Origin of the sequence: Rhodosalinus sp. K401 (assembly GCF_041365735.1) — a bacterium.
GTDB lineage: Bacteria > Pseudomonadota > Alphaproteobacteria > Rhodobacterales > Rhodobacteraceae > Rhodosalinus.
Genome location: NZ_JBGFSI010000003.1, coordinates 1 through 14,553, shown reverse-complemented (window position 1 = coordinate 14,553; position 14,553 = coordinate 1). Strand labels below are relative to the sequence as shown.

Sequence of the window (14,553 nt, the reverse complement as noted above, 5' to 3'; positions counted from 1 at the left end):
CGCAGGGTCATCGCGACGGTATGCTGCGGGCATGAGCGGGAGTGCAGAGGCAGAACAGGGCCAGAGCCGGGAAAGCGCCACCTCCAGCGTGGCGGTTCTCGACCAGTCGCTCTGGACCCAGTTCCATGGCGCTGGGTCCGCGCAGGATTTCGTGCGCGCGTGGCTCGGTCTGCAGTGCCGGCACATTCCCGGGGCCGCCGCGGCGGCGGTCGTGCTGGGCGAGCCGGAGACAGGGCCCTTCACCCCGGCCGCCACCTGGCCGCGCAGCGAGGAGGTGAGCGCGGAGGCGCGCCTCGCGGTCGACCGGGCCATCGAACAGGGGCAAGGCGTCGCGATCTCCGGCGCCGGACGAGGTCCCGGTACGGTCGCCCATCCCGTCATGGTGGATGGCCGGCTTTACGGCGCGGTCGCCGTCACCCTTGCCGCGCAGGGCGCCGCCCCGGCCGAGGCGATGCGGCAACTTCAATGGGGCATCGGCTGGCTGGAGGCGCTGCTCCGGCGGGAGCAGGGCGCGTCCGACGCGGCGCTGCATGACCGGACCGAGCGCGCGCTCGCCATCCTCGCGGTGGTTCTGGAACAGCGCCGCTTCCGCAGCGCGGCCTCGGCGCTCGTGACGACCCTTGCCGCGCGCCTGGACTGCGATCAGGTCGCGATCGGCTTCCGCCGGCGAAAGCGCAGCCGCGTGGCGGCCCTCAGCCACGCCTCGGGCTTCGGTCGAAAGATGAACGTGGTGCGTGACATCGGCCATGCCATGGACGAGGCGCTCGACCAGAACGACATCGTCCTTTACCCGCAGCCCGGGCACTGGGACTACCGCGTCACGCGGATGCATGAAGAGCTTGCCGACGCGCAGAAGGCGGGCTCCGTGCTCACCGTGCCGCTTCAGGCCAACGGCGACCTCGTCGGCGCGATCACCTTCGAGCGCCCGAAAGGCCGCCCCTTCGACGAGGAGACCGTGGAACTCGCCGACACGGTCGCCAGCATGGTGGGTCCCGTCATCACGGAAATCCGCAAGAACGACCGGATGCTCCTGACCAAGGCCGCGGAGGTGGTCTGGAACCAGGTGACGGCGATCCTCGGGCCACGCTACATCGGGCGCAAGCTCGCCACCGTCGCGGCCGCCGTGCTGATCTGGCTCGCGCTGACCGTGACGGGGGATTTCGAGGTCGCGGCGCCTGCGAAGCTGGAAGGCGCGATCCAGCGCACCGTGGTCGCCCCGTTCGAGGGCTACATCCAGTCGGCCACCGTCCGCGCCGGCGAGACCGTGGACGAAGGCGAGCTTCTGGCAACGCTGAACGACCAGGATCTTCTGCTCGAGCGCCTGCGCTGGCAGACCTCGCGGCGCCAGCGCGAGATCGAGTTCGACCGCGCGCTGGCCGAGGGCGAACGCGCCGAGGCCAGCATCATCCGCAGCCAGATCGCGCAGGCCGACGCCCAGCTTGCCCTCATCGACGCGCAGGTCGAGCGGACGCGGATCGTCGCGCCCTTCGACGGCATCGTGGTCTCGGGGGATCTTTCACAATCCATCGGCGGTTCGGTGGCGCGGGGCGAGGAACTATTCAAGGTGGCCCCCGTCGGCGACTACCGCGTGGTGATCGAGGTCGACGAGGCGGATCTCGCAGAGATCGCCCCCGGTCAGACCGGCCAGCTGCGCCTCGCGGCGCAGCCCGACGCGCCGCTCGGCTTCACCGTCACGGCGATCACCCCGGTCGCAAGTCAGGCGGACGGCAGGAACTTCTTCCGGGTGGAAGCGGCCCTCGACGGCAGCGACGCCTGGCTGCGCCCGAGCATGGAGGGCGTCGCGCGCGTGTCCATAGACGAGCGCCTCGTGGTCGAGATCTGGACGCGCCGGATGGTGAACTGGCTCCGCCTCGCCACCTGGCAGTGGCGTCCCTGACGGGAAGAGCGCCATGGCCGAGAGTTTTCACAGCAGTTCGTGGTATCGGGTCGCCGAGAAGCGCCCGAGGCTCAGAAGCCATACGCGGTTCTTCCGCACGCTTTACCGCGGCGAACTCTGGTACGTGCTTCAGGACAGGACCTCGGGCCGCTATCACCGTTTCTCGCCGTCGAGCTATTTCGTGGCCTCGCTTCTCGACGGAAAGAGGACGCTGGAGGATGCCTGGCAGATCGCGCAGCGCCAGCTCGACGACGACACGCTGAGCCAGGACAAGATCATCGAGATCCTGGGCCAGCTTCATGGTGCGGACGTCCTGCAGGGCGAAGGCGTTCCCGACATCGCCGAAATGGTGGAGCGGGGCGAGCGCCAGCGCCGGAAGAAGACCGTCAAAAGCGTGATGAACCCGCTCGCGATCCGCCTGCCGCTGATCGACCCGGAGGGCTTTCTTCGCGTGACGATGCCGCTGGCGCGGCCCTTCTTTTCGGTCGCGGGCCTTCTGCTCTATCTTGGACTTCTGGGCTACGGGATCACGCTCGCCGCGGTTCACTGGGACGAACTGACATCGAACGTGCTCGACCGGGTGCTCAGCACCGAGAACATCGTTCTGCTGCTTCTCGTCTACCCGCTCGTCAAGGCGATCCACGAGCTCGGCCACGCCTACGCGATCACCCGCTGGGGCGGCGAGGTCCACGAGATCGGGATCATGTTTCTGGTGTTCATGCCGGTGCCCTACGTGGACGCCTCGGACAGCCTGTCCTTCCCGAGCAAGTGGCGACGGGCCTTCGTGGCGGGCGCCGGCATCCTGGTAGAGATCGGCCTCGCGGCCATCGCGATGATCGTCTGGGTGAACGCCGAAAGCGGCCTTGTCAGCGCCTTCGCCTTCAACGTCATGCTCATCGGGGGCGTGTCCACGCTCTTCTTCAACGGCAACCCGCTTCTGCGGTTCGACGGCTACTACGTCCTGAGCGACATCCTCGAGATCCCCAACCTGGGGCAGCGGTCAAACCGCTACATCGGCTACCTGGTCCAGAAACACATGCTCGGGATCGAGGAGGCGAAGAACCCCGCCACCGCACCGGGGGAGGCGGGCTGGTTCTTCGTCTACGCCCTGGCGGCCTTTGCCTACCGCATCTTCATCACGGTGGTGATCGTTCTGCTGGTGTCCTCGATGTTCTTCTCGCTCGGCATACTGCTCGCCGTCTGGTCGGTGGTGCTGATGTTCGGCGTGCCGCTTGCCAAGCAGGTGTGGTTCCTGTTCGCGAGTCCGAAGCTGCGCCGGCGTCGCGGGCGGGCGCTCGCCATCATGGGCGGCACGCTCGGGGCGGTCATGGCCGCGCTTCTTCTGGTGCCGCTTCCCTATTCGACCATCAGCGAGGGGGTCCTGTGGGTTCCCGGCGAGGCGGCGGTTCACGCAGGTACCGACGGGCTGTTGGAGGAGGTCCTCGTCGCCCAGGGCGAGACCGTGGAGGCGGGTGCGCCGCTCGTGCGGATGGCGGATCCCCTTCTGATGTCGCGGGTGCGCCTTCTCGAAGTGACGGTGGAGGAATTGAACCGGCGCCGCGAGGCGCTGCTCTTCCAGGATCCCGCGGCGGCACGCATCGTGGAGCGCGAACTCGAACACGCCGCCGCCGATCTTGCCCTCGCCCGCGACAGGCTTGCGGCGCTCGACGTGCGTGCGGAGACGGCCGGCCGCGTGGCGCTCGAGCAGACCACGGACCTTCCGGGGCGTTTCGTGCGCAAGGGCGCGATTCTCGGCTACGTCGCCGATCCCGAGGCTCCGCTCGTCCGCGCGGTGGTGAACGAGCGCGACAGCGATCTCGTGCGCCGGGCCAGGCGCATCGACGTGCGGTTCGCGAGCGATCCGGAAAGCGTCTGGTCGGCCCATGTGACCCGGGAGATTCCCTCCCTCGTCGCCGAACTTCCCTCCATGGCGCTCGCCACGATCGGCGGGGGGCGCGTGGCGCTCGATCCCGCCGCCCCGGATCGGGCGTTGGCGAATCTCATGCATCTCGAGCTCGGTCTCGATGCGAAAATGCCCTTCGAAACAATCGGCCAGCGAGCCTATGTCCGTTTCGTGCATGACCCCACCCCGGTGGCCGAGAGGGTCTATCGCCGGGTCCGGCAAGTCTTTCTGCGTCATTTCAAAATATAGGCTTGGCGTGACGCGGTCATTTCTGGTTCACTCTACGTCAACTGGAGCGGACGGGGGTGCGCTCGCGTGTCCCTGGGGACCTGCTGGTGGCCGCTTCCGAGCAAGACCTAGAAGCCTGACCGCATAGGAGAGTGCCATGGCGACGCAACTACTGTTTTATGACAACGCGGTGCCGGTGAGTTTCAAGCGCCACGCCAAGACCAGCGTCAAGACCGGAGACAGCTACGCCTTCGCGAGCAAGGTGAACTCCGTTCCGCTGACCGCGTCGGAGTTCGCCGACGCCGGCGCCGAATACCCCATCGTCTTCGCGGGAGAGGGAGAGAACGTCATCCCGACCGCGATCCTCGGCGTGGCCGGCGAGCGCAACGCCTTCGTGTCGTCCGACGGCGTCTGGGGCGGGCGCTACATTCCCGCCTTCGTGCGTCGTTATCCCTTCGTGTTCGGCCACCAGACGGAAGAGAACCAGCTTGTCTTGCACATCGACGAGACGTTCGAGGGCGTGAACCAGAACGACCGCGGCGAACGTCTTTTCGATTCGGACGGCAACCGGACCCAGTATCTTAAGAACGTCCTGAGCTTCCTTCAGGACTACCAGGCCCGGTTCAACCGAAGCCGCGCCTATTGCAAGCGTCTGGTCGATCTCGATCTGCTGCGCCCGATGCAGGCGCAATTCACCCTGCCCAACGGCGAGCGCCGCTCGCTCACCGGTTTCATGACGGTGGACCGCGAGAAGCTTAAGGCGCTCGACTCGGAAACGCTGTCGCAGATGATGGCCACGGACGAGCTCGAATGCACCTTCCTGCATCTCGCCTCGCTGCGCCACTTCGCGGAGATCGCCGAGAAGTCGGCCGGTGACGGAGCGGGCGACGACTCGGCGCTCACCTTCCAGAGCGCCAAGGGCGGCAACGGCGCTATCGCGGATGCGGCGGAGGCCGGCGAGGAGGCGAAGGCCTCCGAGACAGCCGACTGAGCCGAGCGGCGCGCACCATGTCTCTGGCCGCGCCGCTTGCGGGCGTCGACGCCAGGCCGGCGTCGATGCACGTCTTCCCCGAACGGGAGGATGACCGGCAGAACGGGCTCGAACGCAAGGCGCAGGCGGCACTCGCCTGGGCCTTCGGTCTGGCGGGGCCGGGACGGCGCCTGCGTCTGGCGCGCCGAACGCGGCGCACGCTCCGGCTCGCACAAGAGATCGGCGCCCTCGACGAGCGCGCGCTTCGGCTACGCCTCGTTGCGGCGCGCAACGCCACGATCCGGGACGGGCTACGCAGTGGCGCCATGCCCGAACTTCTGGCCGTCACGCGCGAGGCGGCGCGCAGGTCGCTCGGGATCGTGCCCTACGACGTGCAGGTTCGCGCCGCGTTGACCATGCTGGACGGGTGCCTCGTGGAAATGGCCACGGGAGAGGGCAAGAGCCTGGTCGCCGCGCTGACCGCGGCGACGGCCGCGCTCTCCGGGACGCCGGCCCACGTCGTAACGGTGAATGATTATCTCGCCCGGCGCGACGCCGATCTCATGCGCCCGCTGTTCGACTGGCTGGGTCTCTCGGTCGGTTGCATCGAGCATGAGACGCCGCATGGCGAGCGGCCGGCGATCTATGCGCGCGACATCGTCTACGCCGCGAACAAGGAGATCGCCTTCGACTATCTTCGCGACCGGCTGCGCATGGGGGAGGACGCGTCTCCCACCGCGCTCAAGCTCGAGCGGCTCTGCCGCCGCCCGGGGGGCGGTACGCGGCTGCCGGCCATGCGGGGGTTGCGCTTCGCGATCGTGGACGAGGCCGACAGCGTTCTGATCGACGAGGCGCGCACGCCGCTCATCCTTTCGCAGGAGACGGATGCCGCGGCCGAGCGCGCCTGGGCCGAGATGGCGCACGCGCTTGCCGATCGCTTGCGGGAGGGGACCGACTTCCGCCTGTTTCGGGACGAGCGGCGGATCGAGCTTCTGCCGATGGGCAAGACCCGGCTGGAACAGCTTGGCGCGCGGCTTGACGGGCCATGGCTGATGCGCGTTCAGCGGGAGCAGGCGGTCCGCCAGGCGCTGGCCGCGCGGCTCTTCTACCGCCGGGACGAGCACTACGTCGTGCAGGAGGGCAAGGTGGTGATCGTGGACGAGTACACCGGTCGCCTGATGCCCGAGCGCTCATGGAACGACGGGCTGCACCAACTCGTTGAAATGAAGGAGGGCGTGGAGGTCACGCCGCGCAAGGTGGCCTTGGCGCGCAACACCTACCAGCGCTTCTTCGGGCGCTACCTGCACCTGTCGGGCATGACCGGAACGGCCCGCGAGGTGCGCCGTGAGATCGCGGCGGTCTACCGGATCGGCACGGTGGGCGTGCCCACGCGCCTGCCTGTCCGCCGCCGCGATCTCGGCACGCGGGTCGTGCGCGACGAGGACCGGAAGCTCGACCGGATCGCGTCGCGGGTGCGCGCGCTGCAGGCGGACGGACGCGCGGTGCTGATCGGGACGCGCACGGTCGCCGCGTCGGCGGCGATCTCGGCGCGGCTGGAGGCCGACGGCGTGGTGCACCGGATGCTGAACGCCATGAACGACGACGAGGAGGCCGCCGTGATCGCCGGTGCGGGCCAGCCCGGCCGCGTCACGGTCGCCACCAACATGGCCGGACGCGGCGTGCACATCGAGGTGGCGCCGGAAGTGCTGGAGAAGGGTGGACTGCACGTCATGCTGACCGAGCGTCACGATTCCGCGCGGATCGACCGCCAGCTCCTCGGCCGCACGGCGCGGCAGGGTCAGCCGGGCAGCGCCGAGGCCGTGCTCGCGCTCGACGACGCGCTTCTGCGCACCGTGTCCGCGCCGCTGCTGCGGACGTTCGCCCGATGGGGCGGGCCGTTGGGTCAGGCGCCGGGACGCCTGCTTTTCCGCCGCGCGCAACGGGCGGCCGAGCGACAGAATGCGCGGGCACGTCGCGCGCTGCTGCGCGTGGACGACAGCCTTCATCAACTCCTCGCCTTTGCCGGGCGCCCGGAGTGAGCCCCGAACTGGATACGAGATGACCGTGCCTCCCCCTTCGATCCTTGTCGTGGTCTTCGCCGGCCCGCTCGTCGCGCTGTCGGTCCTTGCCGTTCCCGTCGCCGCTCAGCAGGAGGAGCGGGGTTTCGAGTGCGTTATCGAGCCCGCGGTGGAGGTCTCGATCGCGAGCCCGGCAGGCGGCCTCCTCGCGGAAATCAGCGTCGAGCGCGGCGACGTGGTGCATGCGGGACAACCCATCGCACGCCTCGATTCCGGGCTCGAGGAAACCACCGTTGCGCTTCAGCGCGAAAGGGCGGAGAGCGATGCCGAGATCGAGGCGGCGCGCGCCCGGTTGCGACTGGCGCGCAGCCAGGCCGAGCGGCTCGCCACCCTCGTCGAGCGCAGCATCGCGCCGCTCGGCGACCTGGAGGAGGCCGAGGCAAGCGTCGAGGTGGCGTCGAGAGAGGTCTCCATGGCCGAGATGCGCCAGCGCATCGCGGCACTGGAGCTCGAGCGCGCCGAGGAACTGCTCCGGCAGCGCACGATCCGCAGCCCGCTCGACGGAGAGGTGCTGGAGCGGCGTCTTTTCACGGGCGAATACGCCAGCAGCGACGTGGTGATCGCGCGCATCGCGCAACTCGATCCGCTCCACGTGGAAGCGTATTTGCCGATCGAGATGTATCGCGAACTCGAGCGCGGCATGAGGGCCGTGGTCCGTCCCGGCTCACCGATCTCGGGCCGCCACGAGGGCACGGTGACCGCCATCGACCGCGTCTTCGATCCGGCGAGCGGCACCTTCGGCGTGCGCGTGGAGCTTCCCAATCCCGACCTCGCCATCCCGGCCGGCCTGCGCTGCCTCGTCAGTTTCGCGCCGGAGGGCTGACGAAGGACCCTAGCCGCCCGGGGCGAAGCCGGCGAGCAGCCGGTCGATGAGGGGAACGATCTGGAAATTCCGTTTCACCGCTTCGGACCGTATCAGGTCGATGTCGGCACGGAGCCGGGAAAGATCGGGTGAGGCAGGGCCTTCGATGGCGCCCTTCGGGGGCCGGAGAGCAATATCGAAATCACGCGCCAAGGCGTCCCTGTCCCGGCGCGCGTGACTGCGAAGCCGGGCCACCGTTTCGGCGGAAGCGGGAAAAACCCCGCGAAAGCTTGGGTCCAGCGACGCGAGCGCCAGGCTTTCCGAAAGAACTCGTTCCTGAGATGACTGTTCGCCAAGAGTGATATTCAGCAGAAGTTTCAAGAATAGCAGGTTGCCGGCAAGGCTCGGATTCGCTTCGGCGGGTGCGGATCGGACGATATTCCCGGCGTCCGGCAAGGCGTTCACCGTGAAATCGTTGAAGATATCGCCGTCCGGAAACAGCGTGCGATCGTAGGGACGGGCCACGATGTTGCTTCGTCCGTAAACGTCGGCCCATCGCGAAAGAATTGTGTGAAAGTTCTTGCGGTAGTGACGCGCGAATTCCGCGAAATCCAGGCAGACGGCCCGTGAGTGGATGGCCTGCTGATACCACGACAGCAGGTGCCGTACGTGTTCCCGCACGTAGACGACCACGCGCGTCTCTCCCGGCGGGAAGAGCGTGGCCGCCATTGCGGGGTCCGGCATGGTCGCGAAATCCTCGCTCGACACGAGGCAGGTGGGGCAGCTCTCGGCCTCCGCGAGGAAGGCCTCCCGCCACGCCGCGGGCAGGCCAAGGCGCTCGGCGGGCATTCCCTTCAGCGCGCGCGAGAGGTCGTGATGGGCGGCGCCGCCCCCGCGGCCCGTTTCGGGATAGCAGATGCCCAAGGCCCGAAGCGCGTCGGCGTTCTCCGAGAACGTCTTTTGAAGGCTCGACGTGCCGGTCTTGTTGATCCCGATATGGAGAATGAACCGCATCTGCCTGCCCTGCGTGTGCCTCTGCCGTCATGGCTGCGTGCGGGAGCCGTCGACATGCGTCTCAGGCCAGTGTCACCCGTTCCACGAGCACACCCAGCGCGCGGTGGTCGACCGACCCCATCGTATCGCATGGGCGCACGAGACGGGGCGTGTCGAAGGTGATCTGCAAGGGCCCCGCAAAGCTTTCAAGCGCAATATCCCATGTCCACTGGCACTCCGTGCCGTTGCGTGCCGCCTCTGCCACACGCCCACTGCGCAGTTCCCGCACGCTCAGCATCTGCCCGTCGCCGGCTTCACGAAGGGACGACGCCGTCACGCAGAGCGAATTCGGACCCTGTTCGCCGGCGTTCAGGAAGAGCGCCGCGTGCTTTCGCGCCGTCCAGATTCCGATGGTTTCGGGTCCGTGGAATCCGCAAAGGCGAAGCGCGGGATCGGATTGCGCGCTTCGGATGCGCGCCAGCAGGTCGTCTCCGAGGCAGGCCGGCGCGCAGCGCGAGAGTTCCTCGAGGTCCGGCCGCTCCAGCCAGTCGAACACGTCCTGGGGCAAGGGGAACGCGCGCCCTTCGCGGAGCCATGTCCTCATCGCGGCGCGAAAGCCATGACGGTGGCTGGCCTCGACCAGCCGCGCGACCTCTTCCGGGTCGCCCGGTTGGCCGAGCGAGGCAAGAGCCAGAGGAACGGCGCGCGCGCCGGGAAGCCGGGCGAGGATTTTCCACACGGCCGGGTTGCAGCCCAGCGGGCGGAGCGTATCCGCGAGATGGTCGGGCGCGGCCCCTCCGCTGGCCTCGAGGCGCACGCAGGACACAAGGTCCCCAAGCACGCGGCAGGTATCGACGGCGTCCAGATCGTCGAACACGCGCCCGATCTCGGCCTCCTCCTCGGGCGTCGTGCGCGCGTCCAGAAGGTTCAGCGTGACGTAGCGGCCTTTCGCCTCCGCAGAGAGGCCAGGGAAATCGGCGGGTGTGAGCAAGGTGCCGTCGAAAAGCCCCCCGATCGCGCGGCGCGCCCCCATCGCCGCGCGCAGCCAAGCGGCATCGGCGCGGTCGGGGTCTGGAAGAACGCCGCGCTTGCGCGATCCGAACAGATCGATCCGGCGTTGGAAGACGGGAAGCTGCGACCGCAGGAATTCCATGAACGCGGTCGCGTAACGCTCCGCGGTTCGCTCTTCGACGCTGCGCCGGGCCGCCGCGCCGCGTGCGGCCAGCGTTTGGCGATTGGCATCGATGTTGTTGAGAAGCATGATCAGCGCCTCCGCGCCGGACGACCGGTCGAGATGGAAGACGGCATCCTCGGGGATTTCGGCGAAGCAACCGCTTCGGTAGGCGATCACGGTCCTGCCATGCGCGAGTTGCTCGACAAGCGAGAGCGATGCGCCCTCGGTGTTCGGGAAGCGCAGGTTGTAGAACAGATCGGCGCTTGCCATGATCTGCGCGAACTGGCGCTGGTTCGGCGCGACGCGCAGGTCGATCGTGCTTTCGAGGCCGGCGCGCTCTATCTCCTGTCGGAGCCCGTCAAGGAAGCCCGTATCGCTCGCGAAGCCCGCGATGGTGACCCGGAAACGCTCGGCCAGCGCGGGTGCGAGGTGAAAGGCTTCGACCAGCCGCGAGAGGCCCTTGGTGCGGCCGATGTGGCCCGTCGCGGCGAGGTGCAGCCGCCCGTCCCGCATACCCTCCGTCGGCGCCGGCTCTATCCCGGACGGGCGGGGCATGAAGAGCCGCGACACCGGCCCGGGATAGTCCCGACCAAGCCCGGCCTCGGCGAAACGGGAATGTACCACCGCGCCCAGGGCAAGCCGTGCAACCCTGTCACACAGTGGCGTTTCGGCGGCCCAGCCCGTGTCCCAGGGCGTGAAGCGCACCGCGCCCCGGTCGCAGGCAAGCACGCCGCTTTCGGCAAGATAGGCGAACGCCTCGGGCCCGCCTGCCTCGTGAACCAGCGCCCCGAAGCTCGGGCCGACATGACCGTTTCGCAGCGAGGCGCCGGCCAGGTAGTGCTGGTAGGTGTGGTCATGCATCACCGCCACGCCGGGATGGCGCAACAAGGCGGCGAAGATCGGACCGTGGTTCAGGTCGTTGTTGCCGAGGTGGTAGACGGCGATGTCGAACAGGGCCTCGAAATCCGATCTCAGCAGCCCGTCCGAGATCTCCACCATCGGAAAGGGCATCCGCAGGCAATCGGTGTCCGTCGCGGGGTGGAATACCACGACCGACACCTCGTCGGGTGGATAGAGCCGCGCAATTTCGTGGAGAACCTGTTGCGAGTAGCTCGCGATGCCGGTCTCGGCCGAGATCGGCGTGAACCAGCCGATCCGGATCATGCGATGGCCTCCGCTTCGAAGGCGCCGAGCGCCTGTTCGAGTTCCGCGGCATTGGCGCGGCGGAAATTCTCGAGTTCGGGGTTGCCGGCGCGTGCGCTGTTGCCGAGAGCCGTGATCCGTCGCGCCATGCCGCTGATTGCCGTTGCGAGATCGTCCTGAGGCGAGAGCGTCTGTGCATAGGAGCGTTTGGCGATGATGGCCGTAAGCCGTTGACCGGCAAACTGTCTCGCCCCGTCGCGCGTCGACTGGACGATGGTGTAGAACCCGCTCAGGATGCTGTCTTCGGGCGAGAAACCGAATACAGGCTTCGTGTGCGCGTAGTTGGCGTGCACATGCAGATCCGCTTCCGGAAGATCCCGCGGCGCGGTCGCGTGCGGGGCATCGCGCTGAAGGTCGATGACCTCGAAGCCGGCGCCCAGCCTGCGTGCCAGCGTCTCCGGGATGCAGGCCGCGGCGGTGTCATCGGCCGCGCCGTGATCCACGAGAAGAAGCCGCAACTCGGGTGCGGGCGGCGAGGAGGGCACGGGAATTTTCACTGGAAAGCCGTCGACGAGGCGGAACGACGTCCACGGGGCGAATCCGAGGCTGTCGGCAAGATCGAACCGATCCAGGAAGATGGCGCGCGTGTAAATCCCGACGACGCCTTCGACCCAACGGATGTCGCGGGTCGCCGCCTCTGCGCATCGCCCGGCGAGTGCCTTGAGTTCCGCGCCGAGGGCGCGGGTGCACACGATCAGCGGACGCGTTCGCACGAGGTCCTCATGCGCCACGAGGCCGATCGAGAGCAGGGGCGGACCGTGTCCCGCCGCCGGAAGAAAGGCGAGGTCTCCGATGCGGGACAGCGATGCCGGATCATCCTCGACCACCTCTATCCCCGCGATGCGGTCCGGCGCGAGCAGGGAGAGATGCGCCGCCACCGACGCTCTGAGCAGCCGCTCGCGCAGCGGTCCCTGCGTGGGATCCTCGCGCGGCATCACGGCTTTCCGGTGCAGGCCCGCGCTGTTCTGTTCCCTAAACTGCATGCCAATCCTGCCATCGTTCGGCGTAGCGCAGAAACCGCTTCCCCGTTCCCTCCGCGATCCGCTTGATATCCTGAACGTCCTGCCCGAGCGTGGCGAAATCGGGAACCGCAAGGCCGTCGACCCGGCTTGGCAGCGCGCCAAGCGGCAGGCCGCGCTCTTGCAGCGCGCGGATGTCGTCCCCGAAGATCTTGCGAACGACTGACGCTTCGCGCTCCGTGATGGCGAATCGGCCTCTGAAACCGGGCTTGACGTCGGCGAAGGCGCCGAATTCGTCCGGGATGGGGGGCGCGGTGGCCTCTTCGAGCGTCATGTAGTTGTTGAGCAGGCGCTTGAAGAAGAGCAGGTTTCCCGAGATCGACGGGTTGCTTTCCTTCTCGGGCAGGCGGATCGCTTCGGGATCCACCCCGTCGATCAGCCTGACGAAGTCGCGCCGCACGTCGCCATCGGCGAGCGCTTCGCGCTGGAAAAGTCGCAGCGTCACGTTCTCCGCGCCGAAGACGGCGTCCCAGCGCGCGAGGAACCCGTTGAGCGGCTGCGAGAAGAGGCGGACGTAATCCTCGAAGCAGGCCGTCAGGTTGCGCTCCTGGACAGCCTGAGCATACCAGCTCGACATGTAGGACAGGTGATCGCGCAGGTAGATCGCGATCCTTGTCTCGCCCGGTGGAAACACGCGCGCGACCCGTTCGGGATCGACGAGGCGGAAGAAGACTTCGCTGGAGAAGATGAAGCGCCTGCGCGGGTCGGAAATCAGCGCCTTCAGCTCGCCTTCCCAGTCGTGCTGCAGTCCACGTTTCAGTTCTCCGATCGAGTAGGCGAGCGGGTGGTGGGCGTCGTAGCTCCTGTGAAAATCGGGATACACCCAGCCTGCCGCGGCGAGGGGGCCCGGGTTCGCCGCGAGCATTGTCTGGATCGAGGACGTGCCCGTCTTGTTCGCCCCGATATGCAGGAGAAACCGCTTGTCGTGACCCATTCGACCAACCTTCACGCTTGGTTAACGAATAGTTAACGTTGCGTCATCGCGCAAGTCTCGTCGCACGGCGCGCCATGCTGTCCGGTCCTGAAAAATGGCGCTGAGCCCTTTTGCCGACACTCCATCTCCGATTGCGCGGGATGAAGGATGCGCCGCGCGGGCCTCGGGCTTTCCCGTGAAGACCCAACCGGGCGGACATGTCCGATTTCCGCGATCCGAGTTCGGCCCTTCCGTTCCGCGGAACGGCTTGCATGGTGCCTGACGCTCGGAGACCGGTTCGGGAGGGGCGCGCGTCCACGGTGACGTTCTGGCCGGCAGGCCCCGCATCCAGGCTCCATCACGCACGTTCCGCGACGTGTCACGGTCTGGCCGGGGGCGCGCCGCATTGCGGCCTGCTTCGTCTGTAGTATTGTTCGAAGTGACGAGTGAGATGTCCGCCCTCGGGCGGAGAGGCCGGGGGGCCTCCGCCGCCGCGCCCGCGAAAGGCGCGGCGGCGCAGTATAGGTCCGAACCGGGTCGTGTCGGGACGCCGGTGCGATTGGCCCGATCTTCCGTTCCGCCGGGCAGACACCGTGCCCTGACATCGCGCCGACGGTGCGCTCCGTCGCTTGACGCGCCAGAGCGCGGCTTTCCAACGGTCACGCGCGGCACGGCGGTCCCTTCTCCCATCGCGCCAATCGGCCCGCGACAGGGAAGGCGCGCGCCTTGCCTCGTCATCCAGCGCCCTGTCGTGTTCAGGCGAGGAAGGGGTTGCGACCGTGCTTGCCCGGATGGGCCGCCTCCGCCGTGCCGCGTGTGCCCGCGCAACGAAAGCCCTCCGACACTCGAAGCGTGCACCGCCCATGGCTGACGCCCGGCCCGGTCGCGCCGACGGCTCAGGGCGCGAAGCGCAGCGTCACGGTGAAGGGGTAGCTTTCGGAGGAGAGCCCGTTCGGGGCGCGGGGCAGGCGCGCGCGCTGGACCGCGGCCACCGCGGCCCGGTCGAGTTGCGCGTTGCCCGAGGAGCCCCGAACCGAAACCCCGGCGAGGCGGCCGGCGGGGGCCACCAGGATGGCGAGGCGCACGCGCCCCGCGGCGCGCGTGCCCGACGGGTAGCGTTTCTGGCGTTCGATCGCGGCGACGATCTGCCCGCCCCACCGCGCCACGAGCTTCTGCCCCGACGCGCCCTGGGCGGCCTGTTCCGTCGCGCGTGTCCGGCCCGCGCTTGCGCCGCCGCCCGCGCCTTCGGCCTGCTGGGACTGGGGCGCGGCGCCGCGGCCACCGGTCGGCGCTTCGGGCGGTGCGGGCCGCGCGGCAGGTGCGGGTGACGGCCGCGCGGCGCTGCGTGCGGGTGCGGTCTCCAGCGTTTCGGG

At 68.3% G+C, this 14,553-nt stretch carries 10 protein-coding genes; 5 read left to right on the top strand and 5 right to left on the bottom strand.

Features of this window, described 5'->3' with window-relative positions:
- Nucleotides 1–31 precede the first annotated feature (31 nt).
- From AB6A66_RS04500 to AB6A66_RS04480, 5 genes are all read left to right on the top strand, one after another.
- Nucleotides 32–1,897 carry an HlyD family efflux transporter periplasmic adaptor subunit gene (locus AB6A66_RS04500; RefSeq protein ID WP_371054952.1) on the top strand — a complete coding sequence of 622 codons (1,866 nt, stop codon included), beginning with the start codon at nucleotides 32–34 and terminating at the stop codon, nucleotides 1,895–1,897.
- Nucleotides 1,898–1,910: 13 nt separating this feature from the next.
- Nucleotides 1,911–4,049, top strand: coding sequence for an efflux RND transporter periplasmic adaptor subunit (locus AB6A66_RS04495; protein ID WP_371054951.1), 2,139 nt, complete (start codon nucleotides 1,911–1,913; stop codon nucleotides 4,047–4,049).
- 136 nt (nucleotides 4,050–4,185) lie between these two features.
- Nucleotides 4,186–5,019: a SapC family protein gene (locus AB6A66_RS04490; protein WP_371037306.1), complete on the top strand. Its 834-nt coding sequence runs from the start codon at nucleotides 4,186–4,188 to the stop codon at nucleotides 5,017–5,019.
- Between the two features lie 17 nt (nucleotides 5,020–5,036).
- Complete coding sequence (locus tag AB6A66_RS04485) at nucleotides 5,037–7,037, top strand: hypothetical protein (RefSeq protein WP_371054950.1); 2,001 nt, start codon at nucleotides 5,037–5,039, stop codon at nucleotides 7,035–7,037.
- 19 nt (nucleotides 7,038–7,056) lie between these two features.
- A complete protein-coding gene (locus tag AB6A66_RS04480; protein WP_371054949.1) occupies nucleotides 7,057–7,899 on the top strand; it encodes an efflux RND transporter periplasmic adaptor subunit in 843 nt (280 codons plus the stop codon).
- 9 nt (nucleotides 7,900–7,908) lie between these two features.
- On the opposite strand, the gene AB6A66_RS04475 is transcribed toward AB6A66_RS04480, so the two are convergent.
- The 5 genes from AB6A66_RS04475 to AB6A66_RS04455 all read right to left on the bottom strand — a co-directional run.
- On the bottom strand, nucleotides 7,909–8,802 hold the full coding sequence (locus AB6A66_RS04475) for a hypothetical protein (RefSeq protein ID WP_371054948.1): 894 nt from the start codon (nucleotides 8,800–8,802) through the stop codon (nucleotides 7,909–7,911).
- A gap of 151 nt (nucleotides 8,803–8,953) precedes the next feature.
- Nucleotides 8,954–11,209, bottom strand: a complete 2,256-nt coding sequence (locus tag AB6A66_RS04470; protein WP_371037302.1) for a glycosyltransferase — start codon at nucleotides 11,207–11,209, stop codon at nucleotides 8,954–8,956.
- Complete coding sequence (locus AB6A66_RS04465) at nucleotides 11,206–12,231, bottom strand: hypothetical protein (protein WP_371054947.1); 1,026 nt, start codon at nucleotides 12,229–12,231, stop codon at nucleotides 11,206–11,208. Before AB6A66_RS04465 ends, AB6A66_RS04470 begins: the two co-directional genes overlap by 4 nt.
- Nucleotides 12,221–13,201, bottom strand: a complete 981-nt coding sequence (locus AB6A66_RS04460; RefSeq protein ID WP_371037300.1) for a hypothetical protein — start codon at nucleotides 13,199–13,201, stop codon at nucleotides 12,221–12,223. Before AB6A66_RS04460 ends, AB6A66_RS04465 begins: the two co-directional genes overlap by 11 nt.
- An 875-nt stretch (nucleotides 13,202–14,076) precedes the next feature.
- On the bottom strand, nucleotides 14,077–14,553 hold a 477-nt coding region (locus AB6A66_RS04455; RefSeq protein WP_371054946.1), incomplete at its 5' end, for a TonB family protein.